Origin of the sequence: Paenibacillus sp. AR247, from assembly GCF_002968895.1 — a bacterium.
In the GTDB taxonomy this organism is placed as follows: Bacteria; Bacillota; Bacilli; order Paenibacillales; family Paenibacillaceae; genus Paenibacillus_AQ; species Paenibacillus_AQ favisporus.
Map to the genome: position 1 here is coordinate 241,541 of NZ_PCZT01000025.1, position 1,497 is coordinate 243,037.

General features: G+C 54.4%; 1 protein-coding gene and 1 pseudogene. Both read right to left on the bottom strand.

Annotation, left to right across the window (positions count from 1 at the left end):
* Positions 1 to 17: 17 nt before the first annotated feature.
* Positions 18 to 890, bottom strand: a complete 873-nt coding sequence (locus CPT76_RS33980) for a type II secretion system F family protein (RefSeq protein WP_105446040.1) — start codon at positions 888 to 890, stop codon at positions 18 to 20.
* Between the two features lie 13 nt (positions 891 to 903).
* Positions 904 to 1,497 (bottom strand): annotated as a pseudogene (locus CPT76_RS33985) (type II secretion system F family protein); the annotation flags it as partial.

The window sequence follows — 1,497 nt, forward strand, 5'->3', positions numbered from 1 at the left end:
CAGCATTTATACCCCTCCTACATGTTCATCATCATAAAAGCCGGTGTGCCCACCAGCACAATCACGATCATAAAAATGACCATCATTGGAAAAACGAGCTTTGACGAAGCTTGCTCTCCTCGTGTCCGGGTAATGGCCTTGCGCTTCTCCCATAATCCCCGGGACAAGTCGTTCAGAGCCATGGCAAAGTCGCTGCCCCCTCGCCGCAAATTGAGCAGCACGGCTGTCGTAAACGCGGATACCTCCTGCACGGCACAGCGTTTGCTAAAATTTTCAAACGACTGCTGAAAGGAATATCCGCCTTCCAGATCATCGATCATCCGGATTAGTTCCTTATAAAGCGGATGATCCTTTTGGGTTTCCTTCTGACGTGCGCATCGCGTGATGGCCTTCTGCACCGTCTCGCCTGCTCCGACGAGCAGGACGATCTTGTTCAGCAGCTCGGCCAGCTCGATCGTAATATCCTGGTCCCGCTTATCAACCTTCGTGTGCAGGTCCTTAATGATCGCGGCCGGCAGAAGGATGGCCAGCAGCCCTCCAATAATAAGCCCCGTGTTCCCCCCGGCGGCAAGCGTCAGCAGGCAGCCCAGCATCAGCATAAGCCAGCTGTAACACAGCATCTCACCGGCATACAGGAGCGTCATCTCCACGCTGTGCCGCTGCCCGTAAATCTTCTGAATCGAGCGCTGAAGCCTGAAGAAGAAGAGCGGAAAACGAGCAGTCAGCTTGTACTGGTCGATGATGTACAGCATGGGCCGCATCACCGCTCTCAGCCGAATCCCTTCCATCGGCAATGTCATCAACCGCTTATACTTGTCGCCGCAGCGCTGGTTCTGCACCACCCAACCTCCCGCCAGCAGAGCCAGCATCACGGCAGCCAATAATTTCATGACTTCACCCCGTTCACACCTTGATATTCATCATTTTCATAATCCATAGCAGGCAACCGGCCAGCCCTGCCAATGCACCTGTCGAAATCACGATGCCCATCCCGCTGTACAGCGGCTGCATATAGTCTCCGGCAGTAAAATTCATAAACATCAGCATCAGGATAGGCGCAGCCAACAAGGCTCTGGATTCAAACTTTTTCTGGGCGATCGATGACCGAGATCTCCTGTTTGATATCCAGCTTCTCGCCGATCACAGTTGAGGTGTGCCGCACAACCTCGACAAGGTCCCCGCCCGTGCGCTTACACGTCGTGAACACATCCGCAAAATTCGTAATATCCTCCATTGCGGCACGGCGGCTGAAGTCATTCAATGCATCCTCGACCGGTTCGCCATACTCCATCCGCGCGCAGATAATGCCCAGCTCGGTAATCAGGTCATTCTCCGCATCCGGGTCGAGCATCCGCAGGTCCTGAATAGCCTCCCTAAAACCGTTCTCCACCGATTTGCCCGCAGACAGGGAGGAAGACAGCGAATACAGCGCCTGCTTAAAATGAAGATTCATCGCGGTCCTCCGGCGCTCCAGAAGATGAGCCCTCCAAAACCGCG

Coding starts and splice junctions, on each gene's coding strand:
- CPT76_RS33980 (WP_105446040.1), bottom strand. CDS start 890: ATGAAATTATTGGCTGCCGTGATGCTGGCTCTGCTGGCGGGAGGTTGG.